The organism is Aquabacterium sp. (assembly GCF_004297345.1).
Taxonomy (GTDB): Bacteria; Pseudomonadota; Gammaproteobacteria; order Burkholderiales; family Burkholderiaceae_C; genus Aquabacterium.
Map to the genome: position 1 here is coordinate 1 of NZ_SCTN01000527.1, position 6,597 is coordinate 6,597.

General features: G+C 57.4%; 5 protein-coding genes and 1 pseudogene. 4 read left to right on the forward strand and 2 right to left on the reverse strand.

Going from position 1 to position 6,597, the window contains the following annotated elements; genetic code table 11:
* The 4 genes and pseudogenes from EPO09_RS20380 to EPO09_RS20395 form a co-directional block, all read left to right on the forward strand.
* A pseudogene (locus EPO09_RS20380) lies at positions 1-241 on the forward strand (hypothetical protein); the annotation flags it as partial.
* Positions 231-719: a hypothetical protein gene (locus EPO09_RS20385; RefSeq protein WP_290646111.1), complete on the forward strand. Its 489-nt coding sequence runs from the start codon at positions 231-233 to the stop codon at positions 717-719. The pseudogene EPO09_RS20380 and the gene EPO09_RS20385, both read left to right, overlap by 11 nt.
* A 31-nt stretch (positions 720-750) precedes the next feature.
* On the forward strand, positions 751-1,872 hold the full coding sequence (locus EPO09_RS20390; protein ID WP_290646113.1) for a DUF4268 domain-containing protein: 1,122 nt from the start codon (positions 751-753) through the stop codon (positions 1,870-1,872).
* Between the two features lie 20 nt (positions 1,873-1,892).
* The gene (locus tag EPO09_RS20395) at positions 1,893-5,048 is read left to right on the forward strand and encodes a DEAD/DEAH box helicase family protein (protein WP_290646115.1); all 3,156 of its coding nucleotides are present in this window, start codon (positions 1,893-1,895) and stop codon (positions 5,046-5,048) included.
* Between the two features lie 12 nt (positions 5,049-5,060).
* Here EPO09_RS20395 and EPO09_RS20400 read toward each other — a convergent pair whose 3' ends face one another.
* Together EPO09_RS20400 and EPO09_RS20405 are read right to left on the reverse strand one after the other, a co-directional pair.
* The gene (locus EPO09_RS20400; protein WP_290646117.1) at positions 5,061-5,477 is read right to left on the reverse strand and encodes a TetR family transcriptional regulator; all 417 of its coding nucleotides are present in this window, start codon (positions 5,475-5,477) and stop codon (positions 5,061-5,063) included.
* Positions 5,478-5,494: 17 nt separating this feature from the next.
* The coding region (locus EPO09_RS20405; RefSeq protein ID WP_290646119.1) for a site-specific integrase at positions 5,495-6,597 on the reverse strand (1,103 nt) is incomplete at its 5' end.

Here is a 6,597-nt window from a genome sequence, read left to right on the forward strand (position 1 = left end):
CACCAATCTTGCGTCGATTTCTTCAACCAGCATCATGGAGCTGCCCGTGGTGCTTCCGCCGCCAACTGAACAGGAGCATTTGCTCGCATTCCTGGAGCGTTCAACAGCTCAATTGAAATCGCTGATCGACGAGGCCGTTCTATCCATTGAACTACTGCGCGAACGCCGTTCCGCCCTCATCTCCGCCGCCGTCACCGGCCAGATCGACGTACGATCTTTGGAGTCCGTCCATGCCGCTTGAAGACGATGCCAAATCGTTCCGGCAGCAGCTGGCCTACTCGCTCGGCGAGGCCTCCGTGCCATTGAATACCTCGTTGCAGGCAATTGGTCAAATGTTGGGGCATATGGCTGCATTTGCTGAGCAGTCGGCCGATCAACCTGGGCGCTTCGCGCTAGCCGTAAAACATGCTTACGGGTCTCAAGCGCATGACGCTTTGTGTCACCTTGTACGCTGCACCCCAGCACCCACAAGCCAGATGCATTACCCGAACGACCGGGATGCCCTCTATGACCTGCTGGACCCTGTATGCGGGGCGTTCGGGCAAGACGTTTCGCACTGGGCAGAGGTGATGGGCTTCTTCTTCCGCGACTTGGTTGAAGTGGCACACGGGCACGAACAGTCGCAGTCACACATCGAGCGGATGTTGCACCTTTCACTCGGTTTGGAAGCGGCGTACTGCTGGCACCGAATCTGCCGTGCAGCGATCCAACGGACCTGACCAGCACAAACACATCAAACGAGGGGAAACCATGGCTTTGTATTCCATTGCAGGCGACCAGCTCAAGCCGGTTCAGACGACCACTTTTGCCCAGGAAGCAATCCTGGAGCGCAAGCACTTGCAGGCCATGCTGCGGCAAGACACTTCTGCTTTGGGTGAAGACCTACTGGTGCTGAGCGAGGAGTTTGGGCAATGGCAGGACAGCAGCCGCCGCATTGACTTGCTGTGTTTGGACAAGGCACGCAACCTGGTGGTGGTCGAGATCAAGCGCACCGAAGACGGCGGTCACATGGAGTTGCAGGCTCTGCGTTACGCGGCCATGGTGTCCCCAATGACTCTGGACCAGGCCATCGCGGCGCACGCGCGGCACATCATCCATGGCGTGCCGGAGATAGAAGGGCCTGACCTGCTGATCGCGCGTGACGAGATCTTGGAATTCCTGGAACTGGACGACGTGGAAGATGCCGAGCTGACGGGTGATGTGCGCATCGTGCTGGTGTCGGCCGACTTCTCGTCAGAGCTGACAACCTCGGTGCTGTGGCTGCTCAACAAAGGGCTCGACATTCGTTGCGTCAAGTTGCGCCCGTACAAGATGGGCGACCAGGTGCTGATCGACGCGACTCAGATCATTCCCCTGCCTGAGGCGGCTGATTACGAAATCAAGATCCGTGAGCAGGTTGAGGAAACGCGCAAGGTCAGGACCAAACGGCAAGAAATCTTCAAGCGCTTTTGGGGCCAGTTCATCGCACGCTCTGCCACGCACACAGACCTCTACAAACAACGTACCCCCACCACCGACCATTGGTTTTCTGCTGGTGTGGGGCGATCTGGTTTTGCCATCAATGCGTCCCTCACTGAGGACCGCACCCGCGTGGAATGCTTCATCCGCCTGGGAAAAAACAACCCCGCCGCGAACAAGGCTGCGTTCAAGGCACTGTTGGAGAAGCGCGAGGCCATCGAGGCCACGTTCGGCGGCCCCTTGGAATGGGATGAGCTGCCGGACAAAATCAGCAGCCGGGTCTACATCGACAAGCTCGGGGCTGGTTGGCGCACGCCCGAGGCCGAGTGGCCAGACATTCAAGACTGGATTGCATTGACAGCAGCCAAACTTGAAAGGGCACTGAGCGGCCCCATCAAATCGCTGTCGCTCTGAGACAGGCCAAGGGAGATTGAATGAGCCTGCACAAAGAAATCGAATTCGAAAACGACATCTGCAACCACTTGGCCGCTAACGGCTGGATGTACGCAGAAGGCGATGCCAAGGGCTATGACACGCCCCGCGCTTTGTTCCCGGCCGATGTGGTGGCCTGGGTGCAGGAGAGCCAGCCGGAAGCCTGGGCGGCGATCGTCAAAGCCCATGGCGCCAACGCCGAAGTCACTTTGCTTGACCGCCTGCGCAAGCTGATGGACGACCAGGGCACCCTGCATGTGCTGCGTGTGGGCCTGGAAATGATGGGCCTCAAGGCCCCCTTGAAGCTGGCCCAGTTCAAGCCCGCGCTAGCCATGAACCCCGAGCTGCAGGCCCGCTATGCGGCCAACCGCCTGCGCGTGGTGCGTCAGGTGCGCACCAACCACGACGACATCATCGATCTGGTGCTGTTCTTGAACGGCATTCCGGTGGCCACGGCTGAGCTGAAGTCTGAGTTCACCCAGGGTATCAACGAGGCGGTGGAGCAATACCGCTTTGATCGTATCCCCAAGCCCAAGGGCAAAGCCTTTGCCGAGCCACTGCTAGACTTTCCCCGTGGTGCCTTGGTGCACTTCGCCGTCACCAACCGCACGGTGATGATGACCACCAAGCTGCAAGGCCCCAGCACCTACTTCCTGCCCTTCAACATGGGCGACCATGGTGCGGCGGGCAACCCGCCCAACGGCAAGGGCCACCGCACCCACTACCTTTGGGAGCAAGTGTGGCAACGTGACAGCTGGTTGGAAGTTATTGCCCGTTACCTGGTGACAAAGCGCGACGAGAAGAAGCGCATCACCAGCGTGCTCTTTCCCCGGTACCACCAGCTCGACGCCACCCGTAAGCTTGTGCAGGCCGTGTTGGCCGAGGGTGTGGGCCAGAAGTACCTAATCCAGCACAGCGCGGGCAGCGGCAAAACCAACTCGATTGCCTGGACGGCGCACTTCCTGGCTGACCTGCACGACGCGGCCAACAACAAGCTGTTCAGCACCGTGCTGGTGGTGAGCGACCGCACCGTGCTCGACACCCAGCTGCAAGAAGCCATCTTCGACTTCGAGCGCACTGCGGGCGTGGTGGCCACCATCAAGGGCGAAAGCCAGAGCAAGAGCGGCGAGCTGGCCGAGGCCCTGTCGGGCGGCAAGAAGATCGTGGTGTGCACCATCCAGACCTTCCCGTTTGCATTGAAGGCGGTGCAAGAGTTGGCCGCGACGCAAGGCAAGCGCTTTGCAGTGATCGCCGACGAGGCCCACAGCTCGCAAACCGGAGAGGCCGCAGGCAAGCTCAAGCAGGTGCTGAGCGCGCAAGAGCTGCAAGATTTGGCAGATGGCGGCGAGGTGTCCACCGAAGACATCCTCGCCGCACAGATGACTGCAAAGGCCGGCATGGCGGGCTCCGCATCGGCAGTGACCTACGTGGCCTTCACCGCCACGCCCAAGGCCAAGACGCTGGAGCTGTTTGGCCGCAAGCCCAACCCTGACCAGCCAGCCGGGCCTGACAACCTGCCCGCACCGTTCCACGTCTATTCGATGCGCCAGGCCATCGAAGAGGGCTTCATCCTCGATGTGCTCAAGAACTACACCTCGTACAAGCTGGCTTTCAAGCTGGCCCACAACGGCAAGGAGTGGGACGACAAGGAAGTCGAGCGCAGCGAAGCCCTCAAGGGCCTGATGCGTTGGGTGCGCCTGCACCCCTACAACATCGCCCAGAAGGTGCAGGTGGTGGTTGAGCACTTCCTGGAGAACGTGCAGCCGCTGCTCAAGGGCCAAGCCAAGGCTATGGTGGTGGTGGGCAGCCGCGTGGAGGCCGTGCGCTGGAAGCTGGCGGTGGACGAATACATCAAGGCCCAGGACTACGCACTGGGCACCCTGGTGGCCTATTCCGGCGAGGTGAATGACCCGAAGGCGCTGCCCGAGCCCGTGACAGAGAACAGCACCCAGCTGAACCCGGGTCTGAAGGGCCGCGATATCCGCGATGCCTTCGCCACCGACGAATTCCAGATCCTGCTGGTGGCCAACAAGTTCCAGACCGGCTTTGACCAGCCCCTGCTGTGCGGCATGTACGTGGACAAGAAGCTGGCCGGCATCCAGGCCGTGCAGACCTTGTCACGCCTGAACCGGGCCTACAACGGTACGCATGGCCTGAAGGACACCACCTACATCCTCGATTTCGCCAACGACCCGCAAGAGATCCTGGCGGCCTTCCAGACCTATTACGAGACGGCCGAGTTGGCCGGTGTGACAGACCCGAACCTGATCTTTGACCTGCGCGCCAAGCTGGATGCCACCGGCCACTACGACGACTTCGAGGTAGAGCGCGTGGTGCAGGTTGAGTTGAACGCCAAGGCCACGCAGGCCCAGTTGGTGGCGGCTATCGAGCCGGTGGCTGACCGTCTGCTCAAGCGTTTCAAGGCAGCCAGCGACGTCTTCAAGACAACTTCAGAGAAGTTGCCAGGCGGCGAGCTCGGGCCCGATGGCCAGGCCGCCAAAGATGAGCTGGAAGCCCTCACGCTGTTCAAGCGCGACCTGGGCACCTTTGTGCGTGTGTATGCCTTCTTGTCGCAGATGTTCGACTACGGCAACACGGCCATCGAAAAGCGGGCTATCTTTTTCAAGCGCCTGCTGCCACTGCTTGACTTTGGCAAAGAGCGGGAGGGAGTTGACCTGTCCAAGGTAACCCTGACGCACCACAAGTTGAAGAAGCAAGGCGGCGCAGCGTTGGTGCTGGGTGAGAACGAGGGCGAGTACAAACTCGACCCGATGACGGCCCCCGGTACCGGCCAGATCCAGGACAAGGAAAAGATCAAGCTGTCCGAGATCGTGCAGAAGGTGAATGACCTGTTTGACGGCGAACTTACCGACGACGACAAGCTGATCTACGTGAACAACGTGCTCAAGGGCAAGTTGCTGGAATCAGACCTACTGATGCAGCAGGCCATGAACAACAGCAAGGAACAGTTCTCGAACTCGCCCGATCTGGCAAACGAGCTGATGAACGCAATCATCGACGCGTTCGAGGCCCACGGCACGATGAGCAAGCAGGCACTGGACTCAGAAAAAGTGCGCCAAGGCCTGAAGCACATCTTACTGGGACCGGCAGAGTTGTATGAAGCTCTGCGAAGCCGAGGTGGGGCACAGGCAAGCTGAAGAGCGTTGGCGTTAAGAGGGCCGAGTCGGAAGCTGAATCACGTTCTCGGCTGCAGCGATCGCTTGCGCTTCAGCCAATTTGCGCCGCAGCATTTCATTTATTGAGGCAAGCTTTCTTACCTCACTGTCAAGCTGCCGAATCTCTTCTCTAAGCAGCTTATTTTTATGCTGCGATGAGGCAAGTTGCTCCCTGGCTGCGTTGCGTTGGTCACGAAGTGAATGGCCCGAATGGCGGCGAATGGCTTCGGCAACATCCTGATACTTATTGTGTATGAGGGCAGGTGTAACGCCAGCCTCTCGTGCTACTGCAGAGATACTGACGGTTTTCCCTGTTGCCACAATTTTATCCATGGCAATCTTTAAATCATTTTCGGTTTGAGTTCTATCTCTCTTGCGAGATGACGGCGGGGAATTTTCGAGTTCGCTCATTGCAATTGCCTACATCATCAAAATGATCCATTACCGAGGTCACTAAGCACTTGACGAGCTCGCGTTAAGTCTCGTTCAACGCGCTGCTGCGCTGCGGGGCCGAGTTCAAGTGCTACCTGTTGAAGCTCAGTTTGGTGCACAAAAAGTTCGCGCCAAACAGGCTCGAAACGGCGGTCAATAACAGAATTGCCGCAAGGAGCGCACCGGGGGCGCTCGTACAAACCTTGACCGCCACACCCCTCCGCGTCTTGGGATAGGCACCAGGAATGCCCAGTGCTGCGGATGGTGACTTTGCTAGCCGTCTCTCTAATAAGAGCCTTGCGGTCTGGAAAAGCGTGCCCTCTCATGGCCACAATTTTTTTTCCTGCACCACCAGCCAACGGCGTATCTTCCGACATCCAAGATCCGATTGTTTCGACTTTGTATTTGAATAATTCGGCAAGGCATTCGTCGTAAAGAGTCTCATCCTGCATTCGATTGGCGGCGTAGAGTTGGCTCATATCAAGCGTTGAGTGCTTGAACTGATTCTTCAGAAATAGCAAATTGCCAAGTCGATGCTGAACAAATGTCCGCGCATATGTCCGTCTAAATTGATGTGGTGCTAGCTTCCATCCTGACCCACATGACCTAGCTATTCGCTGTAATTTCTTCCCCCAAACCCTGCCAGAAAGAGAGTTTGAATCGGAGGCTGACATGAATATGCGGTGTTTAATTTCTTGTAAATGTCCAAGTCGACTATTTTCAAGTGCCGATAATTTGTCTGATCTGTTTAGCAGTTCTTTTATTTCTTGCTCTACGCGAGCATGATGAGGTTCGGCCCATCTCTCCACAACTGAAAGCACGTCTAGCCCCATTGCGGACACAAGGTACTCTACGGCCCCTTTTTTTGTCTTGTGTTCTATGGAGGCGATCCAATGATATGTGAATCCATCTTTTGTCTCGCTTCTGCCAGCATTTTTTCTTATGCCTAAAATTTCGTCGCAACGCATTCCGGTTAAAAGCCCTATCAATACGAAGCAGCAGTCTCTAATCGAATTCAGTTCAACATCTTTGAATGTGGAGCGCAAGCCTGCATCTCGTTCATTCATGATTTGGTTTGCAGAGATAAGAGTTCTTTCGC

Coding starts and splice junctions, on each gene's coding strand:
- EPO09_RS20395 (WP_290646115.1), top strand. CDS start 1,893: ATGAGCCTGCACAAAGAAATCGAATTCGAAAACGACATCTGCAACCAC.
- EPO09_RS20385 (WP_290646111.1), top strand. CDS start 231: ATGCCGCTTGAAGACGATGCCAAATCGTTCCGGCAGCAGCTGGCCTAC.
- EPO09_RS20400 (WP_290646117.1), bottom strand. CDS start 5,477: ATGAGCGAACTCGAAAATTCCCCGCCGTCATCTCGCAAGAGAGATAGA.
- EPO09_RS20390 (WP_290646113.1), top strand. CDS start 751: ATGGCTTTGTATTCCATTGCAGGCGACCAGCTCAAGCCGGTTCAGACG.